Consider the following 23,090-nt stretch of genomic DNA (forward strand, 5'->3'; position numbering starts at 1 on the left):
GGGCAAGCCCCCTCCCACATTTGCATCTCTATGTGGCTAGAGAGACTCAGCGGCCGCCGTTACGCTGCGCATTACGAATCGAAATCTGCGTATTCAACGTCCAGAAGTCATACAGCACCCCAACCAGGAACAAGCCACCGGTCAGCAGGTAGATAAGGCCGCTGATCCATTTGCCCTGGTACATGCGGTGCACGCCGAATACCCCCAGGAACGCCAACAGCACCCAGGCGATGTTGTATTCGATAGGCCCGGCGGTAAAACGCAGGTCGGCTTCACGGTCCATGGCCGGGATCAGGAACAGGTCGATCAGCCAGCCGATACCCAGCAAGCCGAGGGTGAAAAACCAGATCGTGCCGGTCACGGGTTTGCCGTAATAGAAGCGATGCGCGCCGGTAAAACCGAAAATCCAGAGCAGGTAACCGATCACCTTGCTGTGGGTGTCTTGCTGCTGGCCAATCTGTTGATAGGTGTTCATCGCGTACCTCTTTTGCCTCGATAGATAAATTTTTTCACTTTCTTTGTGACTTTTTTACAGGCGCCCGACGTACGGTCAATGGTATCTTCCCTGCCCTGAAAGCCTTATGCCACCTGCCTTGTGTAGGACAATTGTGACGATTTGTCGCATTTTTCCTGATTTTGACGTCAAGGTTCAGTCGACAAACGGCCTGAGAACGACACAAAAAGCTGTTATAAAGTTGCGCGCAAACCCATAAGAGCCACGCCTAATGCGACCATTTTTCAAGACATGGCTAACCATCTGCCTACTAATGCCACTGGCCGCCCACGCCACCAATCGTGAGCAACGTCTTCCTAACGTCAACGGTTTCACCCCTAAAGTCCACAGCACGCCAAGCACCGCCAAATCGGTAAAGCTGACCGTCAACCGCCCGACTCAAGTGAGCAAGGCCCACGGCAGCGCAGCGCTTGTGGGTGTAAACACCAAGCAGAGCAGCAACGTCCTCAGCCGCGCCGTGAACGTACTCGGTACTCCTTATCGTTGGGGCGGCAGCAGCCCAAGTAAAGGGTTCGACTGCAGCGGTTTGGTGAAATATGCATTTAACAACGTCGCTGCGGTGGATTTGCCACGCACCTCCAACGCCATGGCCGCCGGCCACGGGCAGAAGGTTGATCGCAAGGATTTGAAGCCGGGCGACCTGTTGTTCTTCAAGCTCAAGAGCCGCCAGGTTAACCACGTTGCCATCTACCTGGGCAATGACCGCTTTATCCACGCGCCGCGTCGCGGGAAGTCGGTGAGCATTGATACGCTGAAGAAGCCGTTCTGGGATAAGAACTACGTGATTGCCAAGCGGGTTTTGCCGAAAGAGCAGAACACCTTGCGCGTGGTTCAACGCTGACCTAAAGCTGGAATGCAGTAAATGTGGGAGGGGGCTTGCCCCCGATAGCGGTGGATCAGTCAGCTCATCTGTAGCTGACCCATTGCAATCGGGGGCAAGCCCCCTCCCACATTGATATCTGCGTCCTTTAGATATCAGCAGGCACCCTCGCCTGCCCCCGCGCCTGCGCCTGGCTGACCAGCCCCTGCCCCACCAACGCCTTCAAACTCATATCCAGCGTCTTCATCCCCAACGCCCCACCCGTCTGAATCGCCGAGACCAGCTGCGCCGCCTTGTCTTCGCGGATCAGATTGCGAACGGCCGGCGTGCCCAGCAGGATTTCATGCGCCGCCACCCGCCCACCGCCGACTTGCTTGACCAGTACCTGAGACACCACCGCCTGCAACGATTCCGACAGCATCGTGCGCACCATGGCCTTTTCCCCCGCCGGGAACACGTCCACCAGCCGGTCCACGGTCTTTGCCGCCGACGTGGTGTGCAAGGTGCCGAATACCAGGTGGCCGGTCTCTGCCGCCGTCAGCGCGAGGCGGATGGTTTCGAGGTCGCGCAACTCGCCCACCAGGATCACGTCCGGGTCTTCGCGCAATGCCGAACGCAGGGCGGTGGAAAAGCTATGGGTGTCGCGGTGCACCTGGCGCTGGTTGATCAGCGCGGTTTTTGGCGTGTGGATAAATTCGATGGGGTCTTCGAGGGTGAGGATGTGCTGGCGCCGATGCTGATTGAGAAAATCGATCATCGCCGCCAGGGTGGTGGACTTGCCGCAGCCGGTGGGCCCGGTCACCAGCACCAGGCCACGCGGCAACTGGGCGATACGCTGGAACACCTCCCCCAGGCCAAGGCTCTCCAGGCTCTGGACCCTCGAGGGGATGGTGCGAAATACCGCCCCCATGCCGCGGTCCTGCTGAAAGACATTGGCCCGGAACCGCGCGACCCCAGGCAGCTCGAAGGCAAAATCCGTTTCAAGAGATGTTTCGAAATCCTTTTGCTGGTGCTGGTTGAGCAGCGGGCTCAATAAGTCCGCCACTTGCGGGGGTGAAAGCACCGGCCAATCCAGCGGCCAAACCTCGCCATCGATCCTCAGCATCGGCGCCAGCCCGGCCGACAGGTGTAGGTCGGAGGCGCCACGGCGCACGCCGGCCACCAGCAATTCAGTGATATCCATAGGGCTTTCCATTTCCAGTAGAATGCCGCGGACTCCATATCCACGGGCGCATCTTGAATGTCGACGATAGCAGACAACATCGGCCAGGTTAGCCAGCGCATCCGCGCCGCAGCCGACGCCGTGCAACGTGACCCAAGCAGCATCCACCTGCTGGCCGTGAGCAAGACCAAACCCGCGCAAGCCGTACGCGAAGCCTATGCCGCCGGGCAGTTGGAGTTTGGCGAAAACTATCTGCAGGAAGCCTTGGGCAAACAGACCGAATTAACCGACCTGCCCTTGAGTTGGCACTTCATCGGCCCCATTCAATCGAACAAGACGCGCGCTATCGCCGAGAACTTCGCTTGGGTGCATTCCGTGGACCGCCTCAAAATTGCACAACGCCTGTCCGAACAACGCCCGGCCGACCTGCCGGCGCTGAACATCTGCATCCAGGTCAATGTCAGTGGCGAAGCCAGCAAGTCCGGCTGTACGCCCGCCGACCTGCCGGCCCTGGCCAATGCGATCAGCGCACTGCCGCGCCTGAAGCTGCGCGGCCTGATGGCGATCCCTGAGCCGACAGAAGATCGCGCCCAGCAAGACGCAGCGTTCGCCAGCGTTCGCGACCTGCAAGCCCGTTTGAATCTGCCGCTGGACACACTTTCCATGGGCATGAGCCACGACCTTGAGTCGGCCATCGCCCAAGGCGCCACCTGGGTGCGGATCGGTACCGCGCTGTTTGGCGCCCGCGACTACGGCCAGCCATGAAATGGCTGACATCCATCTGAGTAAGGACCTGTCATGAGCAACACGCGTATTGCCTTTATCGGCGCCGGTAACATGGCGGCCAGCCTGATCGGCGGCCTGCGGGCCAAGGGCCTCGACGCCGCGCAGATCCGCGCCAGCGACCCGGGCGCCGAGACCCGCGCCCGCGTCAGCGCCGAACACGGCATTGAAACCTTTGCCGACAACGCCGAGGCCATCCAGGGCGTCGACGTGATCGTGCTGGCGGTCAAGCCGCAAGCCATGAAGGCCGTGTGCGAAAGCCTGCGCCCGAGCCTGCAGCCGCAGCAACTGGTGGTGTCCATCGCCGCCGGCATCACTTGCGCCAGCATGAACGCCTGGCTTGGCGCGCAGCCGATCGTGCGCTGCATGCCCAACACGCCGTCGCTGCTGCGCCAGGGCGTCAGTGGCTTGTACGCCACCGCCGAAGTCAGCGCCGCCCAGCGCGAGCAGGCCCAGGAGCTGTTGTCCGCCGTGGGCATTGCCCTGTGGCTGGAACAAGAGCAGCAACTGGACGCGGTCACCGCTGTGTCCGGCAGCGGCCCGGCGTACTTCTTCCTGTTGATCGAGGCCATGACCGCCGCGGGCGTGAAACTGGGCCTGTCCCACGAAATCGCCGAGCAACTGGCTGAACAGACCGCCCTCGGCGCCGCGAGAATGGCCGTCGCCAGCGACGTGGACGCCGCTGAATTGCGCCGTCGCGTGACCTCCCCGGGCGGCACCACGCAGGCGGCCATCGATACGTTCCAGGCCGGGGGCTTTGAAGCCCTGGTAGAAAAAGCCTTGGGTGCCGCGGCACATCGTTCGGCCGAAATGGCCGAGCAGCTGGGCAAGTAGTCCTACCTTACGAAGGAATCAATAATGCTCGGAATCAATGACGCTGCCGTCTTCATCATCCAGACCCTGGGCAGCCTGTACCTGCTGATCGTGCTGATGCGTTTTATCCTGCAACTGGTGCGGGCGAACTTCTACAACCCGCTCTGCCAATTCGTGGTCAAGGCCACCCAGCCGCTGCTCAAGCCGCTGCGCCGGGTGATCCCGAGCCTGTTCGGCCTGGACATGTCGTCGCTGGTGCTGGCGCTGCTGCTGCAGATCCTGCTGTTTGCGGTGATCCTGATGCTCAATGGCTACCAGGCCTTCACCGTGCTGCTGTTGCCGTGGGCGCTGATCGGGATTTTCTCGCTGTTTTTGAAGATCATTTTCTGGTCGATGATCATCAGCGTGATTCTCTCGTGGGTCGCCCCCGGCAGCCGCAGCCCGGGCGCCGAGCTGGTGTCCCAGATCACCGAGCCGGTGCTGGCGCCGTTCCGCCGCCTGATCCCCAACCTGGGCGGCCTGGATATCTCGCCGATCTTCGCGTTTATCGCAATCCAGCTGCTGCAAAGCTGGGTGATTCCGCGTTTGGCGTTTTATGCGTTCATGCCAAAAGAGCTGTTCGGTCTGATCTGACAATGCGGTAAAAAATGTGGGAGGGGCTTGCTCCCGATTGCGATGCATCAGTCAAATACATGCTGACTGACCCACCGCAATCGGGAGCAAGCCCCCTCCCACATTTGTATCTGTGCACTGGTGCAGGCCTTTGCTTGCCGCTGGGTCCCCCGCTCTTTAGACTTACGCCTCATTTAAACGAGAGCAGGGTCGATGCCAGCTGCCTTCCCCCCCGATTCTGTTGGACTGGTCGTGCCCCAAGTGGCGCACTTCAGCGAACCCCTGGCCCTGGCCTGCGGCCGTTCGCTGCCGGCCTATGACCTGATCTACGAAACCTACGGCCAACTGAACGCCACGGCGAGCAACGCCGTGCTGATCTGCCACGCCCTCTCCGGCCATCACCATGCCGCCGGTTTCCACTCGGCCGACGAGCGCAAGCCCGGCTGGTGGGACAGCTGCATCGGCCCCGGCAAACCCATCGATACCAACAAGTTCTTTGTGGTGAGCCTCAATAACCTCGGCGGCTGCAACGGTTCCACCGGCCCCAGCAGCCTCAACCCGGAAACCGGCAAGCCGTTCGGCGCCGACTTCCCGGTACTCACCGTGGAAGACTGGGTGCACAGCCAGGCCCACCTCGCCGACCTGTTGGGCATCCAGCAATGGGCAGCCGTGATCGGCGGCAGCCTGGGCGGCATGCAAGCGCTGCAATGGACCATCACCTACCCGGACCGCGTGCGCCATTGCCTGGCTATCGCTTCGGCACCCAAACTGTCGGCGCAGAACATCGCCTTCAACGAAGTGGCGCGCCAGGCCATCCTCACCGACCCCGAGTTCCACGGCGGTTCGTTCCAGGAAGCCGGCGTGATCCCCAAGCGCGGCCTGATGCTGGCGCGAATGGTCGGGCATATCACCTACCTGTCCGATGACTCCATGGGCGAGAAATTCGGCCGCGGGCTCAAGAGCGAAAAGCTCAACTACGATTTCCACAGCGTCGAGTTCCAGGTGGAAAGCTACCTGCGTTATCAGGGCGAGGAGTTCTCCGGGCGTTTCGACGCCAACACCTACCTGCTGATGACCAAGGCCCTGGACTACTTCGACCCGGCCGCCAACCACGACGACGACCTGGCGAAAACCTTCGAACACGCCACCGCCAAGTTCTGCGTGATGTCGTTCACCACCGACTGGCGCTTCTCGCCGGCCCGCTCCCGTGAGCTGGTGGACGCCCTGATGGCCGCGCGCAAAGACGTCTGCTACCTGGAGATCGATGCACCGCAAGGCCACGACGCCTTCCTGATCCCGATCCCGCGCTACCTGCAGGCTTTCAGCAATTACATGAACCGCATAACTCTGTGAGAACGCCATGAGAGCCGACCTGGACATCATCCAAGAATGGATCCCCGCCGGCAGCCGCGTGCTCGACCTGGGCTGCGGCGATGGCGAACTGCTGAGCTGGCTGCGCGACAACAAGCAAGTCACCGGCTACGGCCTGGAAAACGACCCGGACAACATCGCCCAGTGCGTGGCCAAGGGCATCAACGTGATCGAGCAGGACCTGGACAAGGGCCTGGGCAACTTTGCCAGCAACAGCTTCGATATCGTAGTGATGACCCAGGCCCTGCAAGCCGTGCACTACCCGGACCGGATCCTCGACGAAATGCTGCGCGTCGGTCGCCAGTGCATCATCACCTTCCCCAACTTCGGGCACTGGCGCTGCCGCTGGTACCTGGCCACCAAGGGCCGCATGCCGGTCTCGGACTTCCTGCCCTACACCTGGTACAACACGCCGAACATCCACTTCTGCACCTTCGAAGACTTCGAAGCGCTGTGTGGCGAGCGTGAAGCCAAGGTGATCAACCGCCTTGCCGTCGATCAACAGCACCGCCACGGCTGGGCGAGTAAACTATGGCCCAACCTGTTGGGCGAAATCGGTATTTACCGGGTCAGCAGCCCTGGCCTGACCGACCACAAAATTGCCGTCTAATCATTTTCAAGAGGGACGCTCATGAGTCGCCTGGCTATTTTTTTACTCACCGCCTGCCTGGGCGCCAGCGCCGTGGCAGCAGACGCCGTCGACGGTAACCGCCAGAAAGAATTTGGCGATATCACCGTACACTACAACACCTTCACTTCGAGCTTCCTGCCACCGGAAACCGCCCAGGCGGCCGGTATCGTGCGCAGCAACGAAAAGGGCCTGATCAATGTGTCGGTGATCAAGGGCGTAACGCCAGTGGCCGCGCAAGTGACCGGCACGATCAAGGACTTGAGCGGCAAGAGCGAAGTGCTGACATTCAAGCAGATCACTGAAAAGGGCGGTATCTCGTACCTGGCGCCCTACTCGGTCACGCAGCAGGAATACCGGACGTTTACCATCAACGTTGAAACCGGTGGCAAGGCCCACGGTTTCAGCTTCGTCCAAGAACTCTTCCCGGGCACCAAATGAACCTTACCCAACTCGTACTGGCCAGCCATAACGCCGGCAAACTCAAAGAACTCCAGGCCATGCTCGGTGAATCCGTGCAACTGCGCTCGATTGGCGAGTTCAGCCAGGTAGAGCCTGAAGAGACCGGCCTGTCGTTCGTCGAAAACGCCATCCTCAAGGCGCGCAATGCCGCACGCATCTCGGGCCTGCCAGCCTTGGCGGATGACTCGGGCCTTGCGGTGGATTTCCTCGGCGGCGCGCCGGGCATCTACTCGGCGCGTTATGCCGACGGCAAGGGCGACGCGGCCAACAACGCCAAGCTGCTCGACGCGCTCAAGGATGTGCCGGACGCCGAGCGCGGTGCGCAGTTCGTCTGCGTGCTGGCCCTGGTGCGGCACGCCGATGACCCGCTGCCGATCCTCTGCGAAGGCCTGTGGCACGGGCGCATCCTGCATGCGGCCAGTGGTGAGCATGGCTTTGGTTACGACCCGCTGTTCTGGGTGCCGGAGCGCAATGTCTCCAGCGCCGAACTGAGCCCGGCCGACAAGAACCAGATCAGCCACCGCGCCCGCGCAATGGACTTGCTGCGCCAACGCCTGAGCCTGAAATGACCCAGAACACCTCTGCGCAGCCGCTGATCCACGGCGGCGCGCAAACACCTCGGGCGGCGCTGCCGGTGCTGCCGCCCCTGGCGCTGTACATCCACATCCCGTGGTGCGTGCGCAAATGCCCTTATTGCGACTTCAACTCTCACACCGCCAGCAAAGTGCTGCCGGAAGAAGAGTATGTGGACGCATTGCTCGCCGACCTTGATCAGGACCTGCACGCGGTGTACAACCGCGAGCTGAGTTCTATCTTCTTCGGTGGCGGCACGCCGAGCCTGTTCAGCGCCGCCGCGCTGGGCCGCTTGCTCGAGGGCGTGGAAGCGCGCATCCGGTTTGCCGCCGACATCGAGATCACCCTGGAAGCCAACCCCGGCACCTTCGAACAAGACAAGTTCGTCGCGTACCGCAAGCTGGGTATCAATCGCCTGTCCATCGGTATCCAGAGCTTCCAGCAGCAAAAGCTCGAGGCCTTGGGCCGTATCCACAATGGCGACGAAGCCGTTCGCGCCGCCGGCATGGCACGCCAGGCCGGGTTCGACAACTTCAACCTGGACCTGATGCACGGTTTGCCCGATCAGTCCCTGGACGACGCCTTGAGCGACCTGCGCCAGGCCATCGCGCTGAAGCCGACGCATTTGTCCTGGTACCAGTTGACCCTGGAACCCAACACCGTGTTCTGGAACCAGCCGCCGGCGCTGCCGGAAGACGACACGCTGTGGGACATTCAGGAAGCCGGCCAGGCGCTGCTCGCCGAGCACGGTTACGCGCAATATGAAGTGTCGGCCTACGCCCAACCGGGTCGCCCGGCGCGGCACAACTTGAACTACTGGAGCTTCGGCGACTTTATCGGCATCGGTGCCGGGGCCCACGGCAAGCTCAGCCACCCGGACGGGCGCATCGTGCGCACCTGGAAGACCCGCGCACCGAAGGACTACCTCAACCAGGCCAAAAGCTTCCAGGCCGGCGCGAAGGAGCTGACCAACGAAGAGTTGCCGTTCGAGTTCCTGATGAACGCCCTGCGTCTTACCGAGGGCGTTGACGCCAAGCTCTACGCCGAACGCACCGGCCTCGACCTGGCGTGCCTCGATGAGGCGCGCCGCGAGGCAGAACAAAGTGGCTTAATGCAGGTCGAACCGTCACGCCTGGCGGCCACCGACCGTGGGCAACTGTTTCTCAATGACCTGTTGCAGAAGTTTTTGAGCTGATCGCTCTAAGGAAATCGAATGGATTTGGTACTCGACCTGCTCGCCACCGTATCCCGCTGGAGCCGTAGCAACCTGTCGGAAATCTCCTTGGCCCTTGTCGGCTGTTTGCTGGTGCTGTTTGGTGCCGATATCAAAGGCTGGGTCGAAGCGCGCTTGGGCAGTGTTGCCGGCGCGTTGCGCGTACCGTTGATGGCACTGGTGTGCATGATCGGCAGCGGGGCCGCGTTGATCTACGCTACGCCGTGGATTGTGCGGGGGTTGAGCCAGTTCAATAACTACAGCCTGGCGCCGGTGCTGGTGGTGGTGCTGGTGTTGATTGGCGTAGTGGCAGACCGCCGCTAACCTCAAACACAACACAAAACAAATGTGGGAGGGGGCTTGCCCCCGATTGCAGTGGATCAGCTACAGATAAGCTGACTGATACACCGCTATCGGGGGCAAGCCCCCTCCCACATTTGATTGCATTTCAAGCCAGCAGCAGGTTAGTCCACCTTTTCGAACTTCAAGTCCCACACCCCATGCCCCAACCGCTCACCACGACGCTCGAACTTGGTGATCGGCCGCTCGGCCGGGCGTGGCACGCATTTGCCGTCTTCCGCCAGGTTGCGGTAGCCAGGCGCTACGTCCATCACTTCCAGCATGTATTCCGCATACGGTTCCCAGTCGGTAGCCATGTGCAGGATGCCGCCGACCTTGAGCTTGCTGCGCACCAGCTCCGCGAAGGAAGCCTGGACGATGCGGCGCTTGTGGTGACGGCTTTTGTGCCATGGGTCCGGAAAAAACAGCATCAGGCGGTCGAGGCTGTTGTCGGCGATGCAGCAGTTGAGTACTTCGATCGCGTCGCAGTCATACACCCGCAGGTTGGTCAGGCCTTGGGTCAACACGCCATTGAGCAGCGCGCCGACACCCGGGCGGTGAACTTCCACACCGATGAAGTCCTGTTCCGGTGCAGCAGCGGCCATTTCCAGCAGGGAGTGGCCCATGCCGAAGCCGATTTCCAGGGAGCGCGGGGCCGAACGGCCAAACACCTGGTCGTAGTCCACCGGCGCGTCGGCCAGCGGTAACACGAACAGCGGCGTACCTTGCTCCAGGCCCTTTTGCTGGCCTTCGGTCATGCGACCGGCGCGCATCACAAAACTCTTGATGCGGCGGTGCTTGGACTCGTCGCCTTCTTCCACGGGGTTCGGCGTTTCGTTTGATTCAGTCATCAATGGCTCTTACTTGATCAGACCATCCAGCGGCGAAGAGGCGCTGGCGTAGAGTTTTTTCGGCATGCGGCCGGCGAGGTAGGCCAGGCGGCCCGCGACGATTGCATGGTTCATGGCTTCGGCCATCAGGATTGGCTGCTGGGCATGGGCAATCGCAGAGTTCATCAGCACCGCGTCGCAGCCCAGCTCCATGGCGATGGTCGCGTCGGAGGCAGTGCCCACGCCCGCATCCACCAGCACCGGAATCTTGGCTTCTTCGAGGATGATCTGCAGGTTGTACGGGTTGCAGATGCCCAGGCCCGAGCCGATCAAACCGGCCAGCGGCATGACCGCGATGCAGCCGATTTCCGCCAGTTGGCGCGCAATGATCGGGTCATCACTGGTGTAGACCATCACGTCGAAACCTTCCTTGACCAGGGTTTCAGCGGCCTTGAGGGTTTCGATCACGTTGGGGAACAGGGTTTTCTGGTCGGCCAGCACTTCCAGCTTGACCAGGTTGTGGCCGTCGAGCAGCTCACGGGCCAGGCGGCAGGTGCGCACGGCTTCGATGGCGTCGTAGCAACCGGCGGTGTTCGGCAGGAAGGTGTAGCGATCCGGCGACAGCACTTCGAGCAGGTTCGGCTCGCCCTCGATCTGGCCGAGGTTGGTGCGGCGCACGGCAAAGGTAACGATTTCGGCACCCGAGGCTTCGATGGCCAGGCGGGTTTCTTCCATGTCGCGGTACTTGCCGGTGCCGACCAGCAGACGGGACTGGTAGGTACGACCGGCCAGGACGAAAGGCTTGTCGCTACGAACGATGCTCATGGGAAATCCTCGTAATGGGGTGAGGTTCTGCAGAATGCGGTGTGGACGACTAACCGCCGCCGATGGCGTGGACCACTTCGACCTGGTCACCTTCGCTGAGGGCGGTGCCTTCGTGCAGGCTACGCGGGACGATATCCAGGTTGAGTTCAACTGCGACGCGACGCCCGGTCAACTCCAGGCGGGTCAGCAGGGCCGCAACGGTTTCACCGTCGGGCAGTTCAAAGGATTCGCCGTTCAACTGAATGCGCATGCCACGGGCCGCCATCGTTTTTAGGGGCCCGCATTCTAGCCCGATTGGCGTAGCGGGCCCAAGCCCCTTGGTCAGGCGGACTGCAAGCGCCAGGCCGCGAGGCCGAGGAAGAACCAGCCGAGCAGGAAGGCAAGCCCGCCAAACGGCGTGATGATGCCGAGCTTGCTGATGCCGGTCATGGTCAGTACATACAGGCTGCCGGAGAACAGCAGTATGCCGACGACAAAGGCGATGCCCGCCCAAGTGACCAGCCGGCCAGGAATATGTGCGGCCAGCAGCGCCACGCCGAACAGCGCCAGGGTGTGCACCAACTGGTAGGTCACGCCGGTGTGGAAGATCGCCAGATACTCGGCGCTCAGGCGGCTTTTCAGGCCATGGGCGGCGAAGGCGCCGAGGGCGACACCGGTGAAGCCGAAAAACGCGGCCAGCATCAGAAAGCTACGCAGCATGAAGAACTCCAGTCAGACTCATCGGGCAGGGTCTGTATAATGGCCCGCTCAACGGGTTCGGCCAAGCCATCTCTATGCTGCGTGTCCTCTTCAAACGCTTTCTCAACGTCGTGAAATGGTTTGCCATCGGCAGTGTGCTGCTGGTGCTGCTGTTTCGTGTCGTGCCGCCGCCGTTCACTGCCTTGATGGTGGAGCGCAAAGTCGAATCCTGGTTCGACGGCGAGCCCATTGACCTGCAACGCACCTGGGTGCCGTGGGACGAGATCTCCGACGACCTCAAAGTGGCGGTGATGGCCGGTGAAGACCAGCGTTTCCCGCAGCACTGGGGGTTCGATTTCGGCGCGATCCAGGCGGCGATCCTGCACAACGAGCGCGGCGGTTCGATTCGCGGCGCCAGCACGCTGAGCCAGCAGGTGTCGAAAAACCTGTTCCTGTGGGCCGGTCGCAGCTACCTGCGCAAGGGCCTGGAAGCGTGGTTTACCGGTTTGATCGAGATACTCTGGCCCAAGCAGCGGATTCTTGAGGTGTACCTCAACAGCGTGGAATGGGATGACGGCGTGTTTGGCGCAGAAGCAGCGGCGCGGCATCACTTCGGGGTGAGTGCCAAGGGGCTTTCGCGGCAACAGGCCAGTTATCTGGCGGCAGTGCTGCCTAACCCACGGGTGTGGAGTGCGAGCCATCCGACGGCGTATGTAGCAAGGCGCGCGGCGTGGATTCGCCAGCAGATGAGTCAACTCGGTGGCGATGGCTACCTGCTTGAGCTGAACAATTCCCGCAAAGCCCCCTGGTCCGACTGACCCGACACAGAAACAAATATGGGAGGGGGCTTGCCCCCGATAGCGGTGGACCAGTCAGCTTATTTGTAGCTGACCCACTGCAATCGGGGGCAAGCCCCCTCCCACATTTTTGACCCAGTGTTGCCCGCTGGATTAGGCGGCGATCGACAACTTCAGCTTGTTCATCGCGCTTTTCTCAAGCTGACGAATACGCTCGGCCGACACGTTGTACTTCTGCGCCAGGTCGTGCAGCGTGGCTTTTTCTTCTGCCAGCCAGCGCTGGTAGAGGATGTCACGGCTGCGGTCGTCCAGCACTTCCAGCGCTTCGTGCAGGTTGTGGTTGGAGTTGTCGCTCCAGTCCGCATCCTCCAGTTGACGCGCCGGGTCGTACCGGTGGTCTTCCAGGTAGTTGGCCGGCGATTGGAAGGCGCTGTCGTCGTCCGCTTCGGCGGCCGGGTCGAAGGCCATGTCATGGCCGGTCAGGCGGCTTTCCATTTCGCGCACTTCACGTGGCTCCACACCGAGGCTTTCGGCCACACGGTGGACTTCCTCGTTGTTGAGCCACGCCAGGCGTTTTTTCTGGCTGCGCAGGTTGAAGAACAGCTTGCGCTGGGCCTTGGTGGTCGCCACTTTCACAATGCGCCAGTTGCGCAGGATGAACTCGTGGATTTCCGCCTTGATCCAGTGCACGGCAAACGACACCAGGCGCACGCCCATCTCAGGGTTGAAGCGCTTTACCGCCTTCATCAGGCCAACGTTGCCTTCCTGGATAAGGTCAGCCTGGGCCAGGCCGTAGCCGCTATAGCTACGGGCGATATGTACAACAAAACGCAGGTGGGCGAGCACCATCTGCCGAGCCGCCCCCAAATCCTGCTCATAATAGAGACTCTCGGCCAGTTCACGCTCCTGCTCGGGCGTCAGCAATGGAATGCTGTTCACCGTGTGCACATAGGCTTCCAGGTTTGCACCCGGGACCAAGGCATACGCAGGTTGCAAAGAAGTGGTCATACGAAACCTCCGACTTACATAACTCGTGCAGTTCAGCACTGCGAAAATTGACCGAGAACCGTAGGACAAGTTCCCTAAACCACTGATACGGCCAATACAAACGAAACCACATTACCCAGACATTAACTACTTCGGCGCCAGCTCGCGTAAATGCCGTGCGACCGCAATCCACGCACCGATATACCCCAACAATACCGCGCCAAGCAAGAGGCTCAGACCATCGGCTACCGGCACCCCGGCCAGGGCGAAATCACTGCCGTACAAGCCGGCAAGCCCTACAACCGCGTCGTTCAGCCAGTCCAGGCCAAAAGCCAGCACGCCCCAGGACAAAATCCCGGCGCCGAAGCCATAAAGCGCGCCCATGTACAGAAAAGGCCGACGCACATAGCTGTCCGTGCCGCCGACGAGTTTAATCACTTCTATCTCGGTGCGGCGGTTTTCAATATGAAGACGAATGGTATTACCTATCACCAAAAGTAATGCAGACACCAACAACACCGTCAAACCGAACACAAAACGGTCGCCCAGCTTGAGGATCGCGGCCAGGCGCTCCACCCACACCAGGTCAAGCTGCGCCTGCTGCACCTTGGGCATTTCGGCCAGTTTCTGGCGCAAGGCTTCCAGCGCCGGCTTGTCGACTTCATTCGGCGTCACCAACACCACGCCTGGCAGCGGGTTCTGCGGCAGCTCTTTAAGCGCCTCGCCCAGGCCGGATTGCTGCTGGAACTCCTCAAGGGCCTGATCGCGGCTGATGTACTCGGCATCCGCCACGCCCGGCAGGTTCTTGATGTCTTCGCGCAGCGCTTCGCCGTCTTTGGCGCTGGCATCCAGGTTCAGGTACAGGGAAATCTGCGCCGCGCGCTGCCAGGAACCGCCCAGGCGCTCCACATTATTAAGCAGCAGCGACAAACCCATCGGCAGGCTCAAGGCCACCGCCATCACCAGGCAGGTGAAAAAGCTACCGATCGGCTGCTTGCCCAGGCGGCGCAGACTGTCGAGCAGGCTGGCGCGATGGCTTTCGATCCAGGCGCGCAGCAGGGTGCTGAAGTCCGGGCCGTCGTCATCGTGATCGTGTTTTTTCTTCTGCGGCTGCGGGTCGGCCGGTTTCGGCGCTACGCGTTCGGAGACTTTAGGGCTGCGTGTGGCACTCATACGCCGGCCTCCCCGTCACCGATCAGGCGGCCGCGTTGCAGGGTGAGCATGCGATGGCGCATACGCGCAATCAACGCCAGGTCGTGGCTGGCGATCAGCACGCTGGTGCCCAGGCGGTTGATGTCTTCGAACACGCCCATGATCTCGGCCGCCAGGCGCGGGTCGAGGTTACCGGTAGGCTCGTCCGCCAGCAGCAAGGCCGGGCGGTGGACGATGGCTCGGGCGATGCCGACGCGCTGCTGCTGGCCGGTGGAGAGGTCGCCGGGGTAGAGGTCGGTCTTGTCCGACAGCGCCACGCGCTCCAGGGCCGAATCCACGCGTTTGACGATCTCGGCCTTGGACAGCCCCAGGATCTGCAGCGGCAAGGCAATGTTGTTGAACACCGTGCGATCGAACAGCAACTGATGGTTCTGGAACACCACGCCGATCTGACGGCGCAGGTAGGGGATCTGCGCATTGCTGATGGTGGCCAGGTCCTGGCCGGCCAGCAGCAACTTGCCGGTGGTCGGGCGCTCCATGGCCAACAGCAGACGCAACAGGGTACTTTTGCCGGCACCGGAGTGGCCGGTTACAAACAAGAACTCGCCACGACGCACTCGAAAGCTCAGCTCATGCAAGCCCACATGCCCGTTGGCATAGCGTTTACCGACCTGTTCGAATCGAATCATGAACGCTCCCGCTCGGCAAAGAGTGCCTGTACAAAGGGTTCGGCTTCAAAGGTGCGCAGGTCGTCGATGCCTTCACCGACGCCGATATAACGAATCGGCAACCCGAACTGTTTGGCCAGGGCGAAAATCACGCCGCCCTTGGCCGTGCCGTCGAGCTTAGTCAATGCCAGGCCGGTCAGTTGCACCGTCTGGTTGAATTGTTTGGCCTGGCTGATGGCGTTCTGGCCGGTACCGGCGTCGAGCACCAGCAGCACTTCGTGCGGGGCGTCTGCATCCAGCTTGCCGATCACACGGCGCACCTTCTTCAGCTCTTCCATCAAATTGTCTTTGGTGTGCAGGCGACCGGCGGTGTCGGCGATCAGCACATCAATGTTGCGCGCCTTGGCGGCTTGCACGGCATCGAAGATCACCGATGCGGAATCGGCGCCGGTGTGCTGGGCGATCACCGGGATCTTGTTGCGCTCGCCCCATACCTGCAATTGCTCCACGGCAGCGGCGCGGAAGGTGTCGCCGGCGGCGAGCATGACTTTCTTGCCTTCCGACTGCAGCTTCTTGGCCAGCTTGCCAATGGTGGTGGTTTTGCCGGCGCCATTGACGCCCACCACCAGGATCACGAACGGTTTGTTCGGCGTGATCACCAGCGGCGCTTCCACCGGTTTGAGCATTGCGGCCAGCTCGGCCTGCAGGGATTTGTAGAGGGCGTCGGCGTCGGTCAGCTGCTTGCGTGCGACCTTCTGAGTCAGGCTCTGGATGATCACTGCGGTGGCTTCAACACCCACGTCGGCGGTCAACAGACGGGTTTCAATGTCTTCCAGCAGTTCGTCATCGATAACCTTCTTGCCCAGGAACAGGCTGGCCATGCCTTCGCCGATGCTGGCGCTGGTCTTGCTCAGGCCCTGCTTGAGGCGGGCGAAGAAGCCGGATTTGCTGGTTTCGGCGGGTACGACGACGGGCTCTGGCTCGATGACGGCGGGAGCAGCGACTACAACCGGCGCCGGCACTTCCACGACAGGCGGCGCTTCGACCGGCTCAACCACCGCAGGGATCGGCGGCGCCACATGCTCGGCCTGCACGTCTTCAACCAGCGCTACAGGCTCTTCGGCCACCGGCAGTTCCGGCCACGGTGTGTGCTCGGGCTCAGGCTCAGGTTCCGGTTCTACCTCGGCAACCGGCTGCAATACCGGCTCAGCCATCGGCAGCACCACCGGCGCCGGCGTTTCGGCAACCGGTTCGGCTTCTACTATAGGCTCGGGGGTCGGTTCGGCTTGAACCTGCGGCTGTTCATCGACGGTTTCCTGCGGCTTTTTGCGCAGCCATCCGAACAGGCCTTTCTTCTCGCCAGCCGCAGCTGGGGTCTTCTTGTCGTCGTTGGAACCAAACATGGAGACGGCTATCTCAAGGTAGCGACGCGCCAGAGGGGCGCGTCGGTAAATAAAATTCGATGCGTAACAGACTGTTTTTTAGCCAGCTCGTTCATGCGCAACATTTTGTAGGCCAAATTAGAGCCTAAACGAGACTGCCGCAGTGGCTGTCCCTAAGTCGGATCAGTATCCTAGCACCTCCTCGCCCGCCGACGCTAAGACCAAGCGGGCAGCCCAACAGGTTTAAAAACGAATGAATGCTCTAGCCCGCCGCGCCGCAGGCCTGCTGTTCAGTACAGTTTGTCTGCCTCTCACAGCCTTGGCTGCCGACCCACAACCCACCCACGAATTCACCCTGGATAACGGCCTCAAGGTCGTCGTACGCGAAGACCATCGCGCGCCAGTGGTGGTTTCCCAGGTCTGGTACAAGGTTGGTTCGAGCTACGAAACCCCGGGCCAGACCGGTTTGTCCCACGCCCTGGAACACATGATGTTCAAGGGCAGCGCCAAGGTCGGCCCCGGCGAAGCCTCGCTGATCCTGCGTGACCTGGGCGCCGAAGAAAACGCCTTCACCAGCGACGACTACACCGCCTACTACCAGGTTTTGGCCCGCGATCGCCTGGGCGTGGCCTTTGAGCTGGAAGCCGACCGCATGGCCAGCCTGCGCCTGCCGGCCGACGAGTTCAGCCGCGAAATCGAGGTCATCAAGGAAGAACGCCGCCTGCGTACCGACGACAACCCAATGTCCAAGGCCTACGAGCGCTTCAAGGCCATGGCCTACCCGGCCAGCGGCTACCACACCCCGACCATCGGCTGGATGGCCGACCTGGACCGCATGAAGGTTGAAGAGCTGCGCCACTGGTACCAATCCTGGTACGTGCCCAACAACGCCACCTTGGTGGTGGTCGGCGACGTGACTCCGGACGAGGTGAAAACCCTGGCCCAGCGCTACTTCGGCCCGATCCCCAAGCGTGACGTGCCACCGGCGAAGATCCCCATGGAGCTGGCCGAACCTGGCGAGCGCCTGTTGACCCTGCACGTGCAGACCCAACTGCCGAGCGTGATCCTGGGCTTTAACGTGCCTGGCCTGGCCACCGCCGAAGACAAACGCTCGGTCCAGGCCCTGCGCCTGATCTCGGCCCTGCTGGACGGCGGCTACAGCGCGCGGATTTCCGAACAGCTGGAGCGCGGTGAAGAGTTGGTGTCCGCTGCTTCCACCAATTACGACGCTTATACCCGTGGCGACTCGCTGTTCATGCTGACGGCCACGCCGAACCAGCAGAAGAAAAAGACCGTCGCCCAAGCCGAAGCCGGCCTGTGGCGCCTGCTGGAAGAATTGAAGGCCAAGCCGCCAACCGCCGAAGAACTGGAGCGTATCCGCGCCCAGGTCATTGCCGGCGTGGTCTACCAGCGTGATTCCATCACCAGCCAGGCCACGGCCATTGGCTCGCTGGAAACCGTCGGCCTGTCCTGGAAACTCATGGACACCGAACTGGCCGACCTGCAAAGCGTGACCCCGGAAGATATCCAAAAGGCCGCGCGCACCTATTTCACCCGCGAACGTCTGAGCGTTGCCCATGTTCTGCCTGAGGAGAACGCTCATGAGTGATCGTAAAAACAGCCGCCTGATCGTGCCCGGCCTGATTGTTGTCACCTTGATCGCCGCGAGTGCCGTGTATTTCCTGCGCCCAAGTGAATCCGTCGCCAGCCAGGCGCTGGACCAGGCCAAGTCCACCAACAAGCTGCAATCCCTGGCGGAGCTGGACGGCAAGGCGCCGACCAACCGCAAGCTCGACGTGCAAACCTGGACCACCGCCGAAGGCGCCAAGGTGCTGTTCGTCGAAGCCCATGAACTGCCGATGTTCGACATGCGCATCCTGTTCGCCGCCGGCAGCAGCCAGGACGGCGACGTGCCCGGCCTGGCGTTGATGACCAACGCCATGCTCAACGAAGGCGTGCCGGGCAAGGATGTGAGCCAGATCGCCAGCGGTTTTGAAGGCCTGGGTGCCGACTTCGGCAATGGCGCCTACCGCGACATGGCGCTAGTGTCCCTGCGCAGCCTGAGCGCCAGCGATAAACGCGACGCCGCGCTTGCACTGTTTGACGAGGTGATCGGCAAGCCGACCTTCCCCGCCGACTCCCTGGCACGAATCAAGAACCAGATCCTCGCCGGCTTTGAGTACCAGAAGCAGAGCCCGGCCAAGCTGGCCAGCCTCGAGTTGTTCAAGCGCCTGTACGGCGACCACCCTTATGCTCACCCAAGCGAAGGCACGCCCGACAGCGTGCCGAAGATCAACCTGGCGCAGTTGCAGGCGTTCCACGCCAAGGCTTACGCAGCAGGCAATGCCGTGATCGCCGTGGTCGGTGACCTGACCCGTGCCGAAGCCGAAGCCATGACGGCCAAGGTGTCGGCGTCGCTGCCCAAAGGCCCGGCGTTGGCCAAGATTGCCCAACCGACCGAACCTAAAGCCGGCCTGAGCCATATCGAGTTCCCGTCCAAGCAGACCCACCTGCTGTTCGCCCAACTGGGTATCGACCGTGCCGATCCGGACTACGCAGCCCTGTCCCTGGGCAACCAGATCCTCGGCGGCGGTGGCTTCGGCACCCGCTTGATGAGCGAAGTGCGCGAAAAACGCGGCCTGACCTACGGCGTCTACTCCGGCTTCTCACCGATGCAGGTGCGCGGCCCGTTCATGATCAACCTGCAGACCCGCGCCGAAATGAGCGGCGGCACCCTGCGCCTGGTCGAGGACGTGCTGGCCGACTACCTCAAGACCGGCCCGACGCAAAAGGAACTGGATGACGCCAAGCGCGAACTGGCAGGCAGCTTCCCGCTCTCTACCGCGAGCAACGCGGATATTGTCGGGCAGCTGGGCGCGATGGGTTTCTACAACCTGCCGCTGAGCTATCTTGAGGATTTCATGAAACAATCCCAGGCCCTGACGGTAGAGCAGGTCAAGGCTGCCTTGAACAAACACTTGAGCGCCGACAAGATGGTCATCGTGACCGCCGGCCCAACGACTGCACAAAAGCCACTACCGCCCCCCACAGATAAACCTGCCGAGCAGCCGCTCGGGGTTCCGGAGCATTAATGGCCAGTTCATCTCGCCCGAAAAAACCTGTCCACAACGTACACAATGGTGTGGGTCAACTGCGCATCATTGGTGGCGAATGGGGCAGCCGCAAGCTGAGCTTCCCCGACGTCGTCGGCCTGCGTCCAACGCCGGATCGCGTACGTGAAACCCTGTTCAACTGGCTGGCGCCGTACATCGGCGGGGCCAAGGTACTGGACCCGTTTGCCGGCAGCGGCGCGCTGTTCCTGGAGGCGCTGTCCCGTGGCGCGGCCATGGGCCAGGCGCTGGACGCCAGCAATGTGGCGGTTTCCAGCCTCAAGGAACACCTCGGCACCCTGCGTTGCACCACCGGCCAGGTGCAAACCGCCGACGCGTTGCGCTACCTGGAAACCCAGGCCGCCAGCGCCTACGACGTGGTGTTCCTCGACCCGCCGTTCAACCAGAACCTGTTGCCGACCGTGTGCACCTTGCTGGAAGAACGCCAGTGGCTGGCGCCGGACGCGTGGATCTACACTGAAAGCGAGACTGCCCCCTCCACCCTCGGCCTGCCAGGCAGCTGGCGGCTGCACCGGGAACAGAAGTCCGGTCGGGTGTATTACGCGCTGTGGCACCGCCTGGTCGAAGACGCTGCTTAAAGCTGTGCCAGCAGGGCTTTTGTGGCGAGCCCACTCGCCACAATTCAAATAGCTCGTCACCGAGAGTTTCATGACCCCTTCCGCCGACCTGTTCACCCCCGCCTTCGGCCTCGGCAACCCCCACTTGCAAACACTGTGGGGCCCGCTGTGGCGCCCAACTACGCATATCGAACGCCAACGCGAACGCCTGTGGCTGGAAGACGGCGACTTCCTCGACCTCGACTGGCACGGCCCCCATGACGCGCAAGCGCCGTTGGTGCTGGTGCTGCACGGGCTGACGGGCTCATCCAACTCACCCTACGTGGCAGGCCTGCAAAAAGTCCTGGCCGTACATGGCTGGGCCAGCGCCGCACTGAACTGGCGCGGCTGCTCGGGCGAGCCGAACCTGTTGGCTCGCAGCTATCACTCGGGCGCCAGCGAGGACTTGGCGGCGGCGATTGCGCACCTGCGCGCCAAGCGGCCATTGGCGCCGCTGTATGCGGTGGGTTATTCGCTGGGGGGCAACGTGTTGCTCAAGCACCTGGGGGAAACCGGCGAGGCGTCGGGGTTGCAGGGCGCAGCGGCGGTATCGGTGCCGTTTCGCCTGGATCAGTGCGCCGACCGCATCGGGCTGGGATTTTCGCGGGTGTATCAAAGGCACTTTATGCGCGAGATGCTGGCGTATATCCGCACCAAGCAGAGCCGCTTTACACAGGATGGCCGCGCGGACGGGCTTAAAACCCTGGAAGCCCTCGGCTCACTGGAAAAAATGCGCACGTTCTGGGACTTCGATGGCCGCGTCACCGCGCCGTTGCACGGTTTCCTCAGCGCCGAAGACTATTACCGCCGCGCGTCGAGCCGCTACTACCTGGGCGCTATCCGCACGCCGACCCTGATTATCCAGGCCGCCGACGACCCGTTCGTGTTCACCCACAGCCTGCCCGAAGTCAGCGAGCTGTCGGCGTGCACCGAGTTCGAGTTGCTGGCCAAGGGCGGGCATGTGGGGTTTGTGGAGGGTTCGTTAAAGCGTCCCGGCTACTACCTGGAGCGCCGAATACCCCAATGGTTGCTGGCACAACACGGTTACAAATGTGGGAGGGGTTTACTCAGCCAAGAACTCAGTCGCCAGTAGCAATCTGTCGCGCCGGATCGGTAATCCACTCACTCCACGACCCCGCATACAGCTTGCCCAACGGGTAACCCGCCAGGCTCAGGGCGAACAAGTTGTGGCACGCCGTCACGCCGGAGCCGCAATACGCCACCAGCTCATCCGGCGAACGCCCCTGCAATTGGGCGGCGAAACGTTGTTTGAGCTGTTCAGCCGGCAGGAACCGCCCGTCACTGCCCAGGTTTTCATTGAACGCCGCGCACTGCGCGCCGGGGATGTGCCCGGCGACCGGGTCGATGGGCTCAACTTCGCCACGAAAACGCGCCTGGGCGCGGGCATCGATCAGGGTCAGGCCCGGCTGGCCCAAGCGTTTTTGCAGGTGTTCGGCATCCAGCACCAGGTGATTGTCGGGCGTGCCGGCAAAGCTGCCCGGCTCGATCTCCGGCGCGTCCAGGCTCAACGGGAAACCGGCGGCGTGCCAGGCCTTGAGGCCACCGTCGATGATAAACACACCATCGCGCTTGCCCAGCCAGGCCAGCAGCCACCAGGCCCGGGCGGCAAACGCGCCGGGGCCATCGTCATACAGCACAACGTCGGTGTCGGCACTGACGCCCCAGGCACCTAGCTGCTCGGCAAAGGCACCGGCCGCTGGCAACGGGTGACGGCCGGTCACGCCCTTGGTCACCGGGCCGCTGAGGTGGCGCTCCAGGTCAGCATATTGCGCGCCTTCGATATGCCCTTCGGCATAACTGCAAAGCCCGTAGTCCGGGTCTTCCAGGGCAAAACGGCAATCCAGGATCACCAGGCCGCCGGCCTTCTGGCGCTCGGCCAATTGCTGGGGGCTGATCAGTTGGGCAAGCGGCATGACGGACTCCTGTAAACAGATTCGAGAAAGGGCCTACTTCACTTCTTCCAGTGCCTGACTCAACGGCACGTAAAACTCTTTGAACAGGGCGTCCACCGCCTCTTTCGCCTGGGGCGTGACAAACCCGGCTTCCAGCACCAGCACCTGGTACACCCCGCGCTTGATCGCCTCGGCGCTCAAGTGGGCGGAATTTTCGTTGGTGGTGCACAGGAAACGCACCCAGGAGGTGAGGATGATCCACGCATTGAGGGTCAGGGCTTCGGTTTGCACCGGGTTCATATTGAGGATGCCGGCATCGACAAACCCCTGGTAAATGGCGTTACCCTGGGCCAGGCAGCGCTGGGAAAAGCGCCGGTAGCCGGTGGCCAGTTCCGGGTCGCTTTCCAGCAGGTGTTCCAGGTCACGGTGCAGAAAGCGGTAGCGCCACATGCCGGCCAGCAAGGCCTGCAGGTAGAAGCGTTTGTCTTCAACGGTCACGGCACGGCCTTGGGGCGGGCGCAGAAACGTGTCCACCAGCGCTTCGTACTCGCGAAACAGCACGGCGATGATCGCCTGCTTGTTCGGGAAGTGGTAGTACAGGTTGCCGGGCGAAATTTCCATGTGGGCGGCGATGTGGTTGGTGCTCACACTGCGCTCGCCCTGCTGGTTAAACAGCTCCAGGCTGGTTTGCACAATGCGCTCGCTGGTCTTTACTCGTGGTGCCATAGGGGAATCAGCTTCTGTACACGTGATGGGGCATCTTACGGCCTATCCTTGCCGGGTTAAATCTGCATGTTGCTGCAATGGCATTTGACAATTTAGAGCAATGACTCTAAAAATC

General features: G+C 61.9%; 27 protein-coding genes. 15 read left to right on the top strand and 12 right to left on the bottom strand.

Going from position 1 to position 23,090, the window contains the following annotated elements; all coding sequences use genetic code 11:
- Positions 1-46: 46 nt before the first annotated feature.
- Entirely contained in the window at positions 47-475 is a 429-nt protein-coding gene (locus tag AC0IYH_RS18690) for a TM2 domain-containing protein (protein WP_116626825.1), read from the bottom strand.
- 250 nt (positions 476-725) lie between these two features.
- Here AC0IYH_RS18690 and AC0IYH_RS18695 point away from each other — a divergent pair, with 250 nt between their 5' ends.
- Entirely contained in the window at positions 726-1,355 is a 630-nt protein-coding gene (locus AC0IYH_RS18695) for a C40 family peptidase (protein WP_471835656.1), read from the top strand.
- Between the two features lie 127 nt (positions 1,356-1,482).
- On the opposite strand, the gene AC0IYH_RS18700 is transcribed toward AC0IYH_RS18695, so the two are convergent.
- Positions 1,483-2,517, bottom strand: coding sequence for a type IV pilus twitching motility protein PilT (locus AC0IYH_RS18700; protein ID WP_471835657.1), 1,035 nt, complete (start codon positions 2,515-2,517; stop codon positions 1,483-1,485).
- 57 nt (positions 2,518-2,574) lie between these two features.
- Here AC0IYH_RS18700 and AC0IYH_RS18705 point away from each other — a divergent pair, with 57 nt between their 5' ends.
- From AC0IYH_RS18705 to AC0IYH_RS18745, 9 genes are all read left to right on the top strand, one after another.
- Positions 2,575-3,261, top strand: coding sequence for a YggS family pyridoxal phosphate-dependent enzyme (locus AC0IYH_RS18705; RefSeq protein ID WP_116626828.1), 687 nt, complete (start codon positions 2,575-2,577; stop codon positions 3,259-3,261).
- A 33-nt stretch (positions 3,262-3,294) separates the two neighbouring features.
- Positions 3,295-4,113: a pyrroline-5-carboxylate reductase gene (proC, locus tag AC0IYH_RS18710; RefSeq protein ID WP_471835658.1), complete on the top strand. Its 819-nt coding sequence runs from the start codon at positions 3,295-3,297 to the stop codon at positions 4,111-4,113.
- 24 nt (positions 4,114-4,137) lie between these two features.
- Entirely contained in the window at positions 4,138-4,725 is a 588-nt protein-coding gene (locus tag AC0IYH_RS18715; protein WP_116626830.1) for a YggT family protein, read from the top strand.
- A 192-nt stretch (positions 4,726-4,917) separates the two neighbouring features.
- On the top strand, positions 4,918-6,057 hold the full coding sequence (metX, locus tag AC0IYH_RS18720; protein WP_116626831.1) for a homoserine O-succinyltransferase MetX: 1,140 nt from the start codon (positions 4,918-4,920) through the stop codon (positions 6,055-6,057).
- A 7-nt stretch (positions 6,058-6,064) separates the two neighbouring features.
- Positions 6,065-6,685 (top strand): methionine biosynthesis protein MetW, encoded by a 621-nt coding sequence (gene metW, locus AC0IYH_RS18725; protein ID WP_105521094.1) that lies wholly within the window; start codon positions 6,065-6,067, stop codon positions 6,683-6,685.
- Between the two features lie 21 nt (positions 6,686-6,706).
- On the top strand, positions 6,707-7,144 hold the full coding sequence (locus AC0IYH_RS18730; protein ID WP_116626832.1) for a DUF4426 domain-containing protein: 438 nt from the start codon (positions 6,707-6,709) through the stop codon (positions 7,142-7,144).
- Complete coding sequence (rdgB, locus tag AC0IYH_RS18735; protein ID WP_122675431.1) at positions 7,141-7,734, top strand: RdgB/HAM1 family non-canonical purine NTP pyrophosphatase; 594 nt, start codon at positions 7,141-7,143, stop codon at positions 7,732-7,734. The genes AC0IYH_RS18730 and rdgB overlap by 4 nt, the downstream gene beginning before the upstream one ends.
- Positions 7,731-8,933: a radical SAM family heme chaperone HemW gene (gene hemW / locus AC0IYH_RS18740; protein ID WP_471835661.1), complete on the top strand. Its 1,203-nt coding sequence runs from the start codon at positions 7,731-7,733 to the stop codon at positions 8,931-8,933. The genes rdgB and hemW overlap by 4 nt, the downstream gene beginning before the upstream one ends.
- 18 nt (positions 8,934-8,951) lie before the next feature.
- Positions 8,952-9,275, top strand: a complete 324-nt coding sequence (locus AC0IYH_RS18745; protein WP_078739576.1) for a DUF3392 domain-containing protein — start codon at positions 8,952-8,954, stop codon at positions 9,273-9,275.
- 140 nt (positions 9,276-9,415) lie between these two features.
- Here AC0IYH_RS18745 and trmB read toward each other — a convergent pair whose 3' ends face one another.
- The 4 genes from trmB to AC0IYH_RS18765 form a co-directional block, all read right to left on the bottom strand.
- On the bottom strand, positions 9,416-10,141 hold the full coding sequence (trmB, locus tag AC0IYH_RS18750) for a tRNA (guanosine(46)-N7)-methyltransferase TrmB (protein ID WP_471835664.1): 726 nt from the start codon (positions 10,139-10,141) through the stop codon (positions 9,416-9,418).
- A 9-nt stretch (positions 10,142-10,150) separates the two neighbouring features.
- Entirely contained in the window at positions 10,151-10,945 is a 795-nt protein-coding gene (locus tag AC0IYH_RS18755; RefSeq protein WP_058426547.1) for a thiazole synthase, read from the bottom strand.
- 49 nt (positions 10,946-10,994) lie between these two features.
- Positions 10,995-11,195 carry a sulfur carrier protein ThiS gene (gene thiS / locus AC0IYH_RS18760; RefSeq protein ID WP_471835667.1) on the bottom strand — a complete coding sequence of 67 codons (201 nt, stop codon included), beginning with the start codon at positions 11,193-11,195 and terminating at the stop codon, positions 10,995-10,997.
- 71 nt (positions 11,196-11,266) lie between these two features.
- Positions 11,267-11,644: a DUF423 domain-containing protein gene (locus tag AC0IYH_RS18765; RefSeq protein ID WP_116626838.1), complete on the bottom strand. Its 378-nt coding sequence runs from the start codon at positions 11,642-11,644 to the stop codon at positions 11,267-11,269.
- A 74-nt stretch (positions 11,645-11,718) separates the two neighbouring features.
- Here AC0IYH_RS18765 and mtgA point away from each other — a divergent pair, with 74 nt between their 5' ends.
- Entirely contained in the window at positions 11,719-12,441 is a 723-nt protein-coding gene (gene mtgA, locus AC0IYH_RS18770) for a monofunctional biosynthetic peptidoglycan transglycosylase (protein ID WP_471835668.1), read from the top strand.
- Between the two features lie 132 nt (positions 12,442-12,573).
- On the opposite strand, the gene rpoH is transcribed toward mtgA, so the two are convergent.
- The 4 genes from rpoH to ftsY all read right to left on the bottom strand — a co-directional run bounded on the left by rpoH (position 12,574) and on the right by ftsY (position 16,630).
- Entirely contained in the window at positions 12,574-13,428 is an 855-nt protein-coding gene (gene rpoH / locus AC0IYH_RS18775) for an RNA polymerase sigma factor RpoH (RefSeq protein WP_003176698.1), read from the bottom strand.
- A 126-nt stretch (positions 13,429-13,554) separates the two neighbouring features.
- On the bottom strand, positions 13,555-14,580 hold the full coding sequence (gene ftsX, locus AC0IYH_RS18780) for a permease-like cell division protein FtsX (protein WP_116626840.1): 1,026 nt from the start codon (positions 14,578-14,580) through the stop codon (positions 13,555-13,557).
- Complete coding sequence (ftsE, locus tag AC0IYH_RS18785; RefSeq protein ID WP_017737950.1) at positions 14,577-15,248, bottom strand: cell division ATP-binding protein FtsE; 672 nt, start codon at positions 15,246-15,248, stop codon at positions 14,577-14,579. The genes ftsX and ftsE overlap by 4 nt, the downstream gene beginning before the upstream one ends.
- Positions 15,245-16,630 (bottom strand): signal recognition particle-docking protein FtsY, encoded by a 1,386-nt coding sequence (ftsY, locus tag AC0IYH_RS18790; protein WP_122774604.1) that lies wholly within the window; start codon positions 16,628-16,630, stop codon positions 15,245-15,247. Before ftsY ends, ftsE begins: the two co-directional genes overlap by 4 nt.
- A gap of 232 nt (positions 16,631-16,862) precedes the next feature.
- On the opposite strand from ftsY, the gene AC0IYH_RS18795 reads away from it, so the two are divergent.
- The 4 genes from AC0IYH_RS18795 (at position 16,863) to AC0IYH_RS18810 (ending at position 21,429) form a co-directional block, all read left to right on the top strand.
- A complete protein-coding gene (locus tag AC0IYH_RS18795; protein ID WP_116626842.1) occupies positions 16,863-18,218 on the top strand; it encodes a M16 family metallopeptidase in 1,356 nt (451 codons plus the stop codon).
- Complete coding sequence (locus tag AC0IYH_RS18800) at positions 18,211-19,701, top strand: M16 family metallopeptidase (RefSeq protein ID WP_471835670.1); 1,491 nt, start codon at positions 18,211-18,213, stop codon at positions 19,699-19,701. Before AC0IYH_RS18795 ends, AC0IYH_RS18800 begins: the two co-directional genes overlap by 8 nt.
- Positions 19,701-20,318, top strand: a complete 618-nt coding sequence (gene rsmD, locus AC0IYH_RS18805; protein WP_116626844.1) for a 16S rRNA (guanine(966)-N(2))-methyltransferase RsmD — start codon at positions 19,701-19,703, stop codon at positions 20,316-20,318. Before AC0IYH_RS18800 ends, rsmD begins: the two co-directional genes overlap by 1 nt.
- A 70-nt stretch (positions 20,319-20,388) precedes the next feature.
- Complete coding sequence (locus AC0IYH_RS18810) at positions 20,389-21,429, top strand: hydrolase (RefSeq protein ID WP_471835672.1); 1,041 nt, start codon at positions 20,389-20,391, stop codon at positions 21,427-21,429.
- Here AC0IYH_RS18810 and AC0IYH_RS18815 read toward each other — a convergent pair.
- Positions 21,416-22,270 (bottom strand): sulfurtransferase, encoded by an 855-nt coding sequence (locus tag AC0IYH_RS18815; RefSeq protein ID WP_471835674.1) that lies wholly within the window; start codon positions 22,268-22,270, stop codon positions 21,416-21,418. The genes AC0IYH_RS18810 and AC0IYH_RS18815 overlap by 14 nt on opposite strands.
- Positions 22,271-22,303: 33 nt before the next feature.
- Positions 22,304-22,975: a TetR/AcrR family transcriptional regulator gene (locus AC0IYH_RS18820; protein ID WP_471835675.1), complete on the bottom strand. Its 672-nt coding sequence runs from the start codon at positions 22,973-22,975 to the stop codon at positions 22,304-22,306.
- Between the last annotated feature and the right edge of the window lie 115 nt (positions 22,976-23,090).

The sequence above is a fragment of the Pseudomonas sp. AC463 genome (assembly GCF_979253585.1).